We start from the raw sequence: 459 nt of genomic DNA, 5'->3' as shown, positions 1-459 counted from the left end.
CCTCACCACCCCCCCACAGAACCACAACGCCCCCTGGCAGAACCTCGGCGGCCCCCCCCAGCCTCCCAGCGCCTTCCCGCCAAATCACATGGGTTCCCCACAGAGCCGCCCTGCGTTCCCACCCAACCTCGCGGGGTCCCCGCCGAACCCCGTCGGCTCCTCGCCGAGCCGGCCGATGGGCCCGCCGCCCCCTGCTGGTACGGCAGTTCCACAGTCCCCACCTGCGGGTAAGTCGGGTTCGGGTTCGACGCCAGGTGGGTTCGTGGCGCCCTTCTGAGGGATCACGGGTCTCTCTGCGGATTCGAGTGGTCCTGGTAGGGCTCTGCCAGGTCCCCGCCGAACCGGCCGATAGGCCCGCCGCCCCCTGCTGGTGCGGCTGTTCCGCTGTCCCCACGTGCGGGTAAGTCGGGTTCGGGTTCGACGCCAGGTGGGTTCGTGGCGCCCTTCTGAGGGATCACG

It is taken from the genome of Sphaerisporangium aureirubrum, from assembly GCF_042658925.1.
GTDB lineage: Bacteria > Actinomycetota > Actinomycetes > Streptosporangiales > Streptosporangiaceae > Sphaerisporangium > Sphaerisporangium aureirubrum.
The sequence above is the reverse complement of the archived record's forward strand: the minus strand, read 5'-3'. Positions refer to the sequence as shown.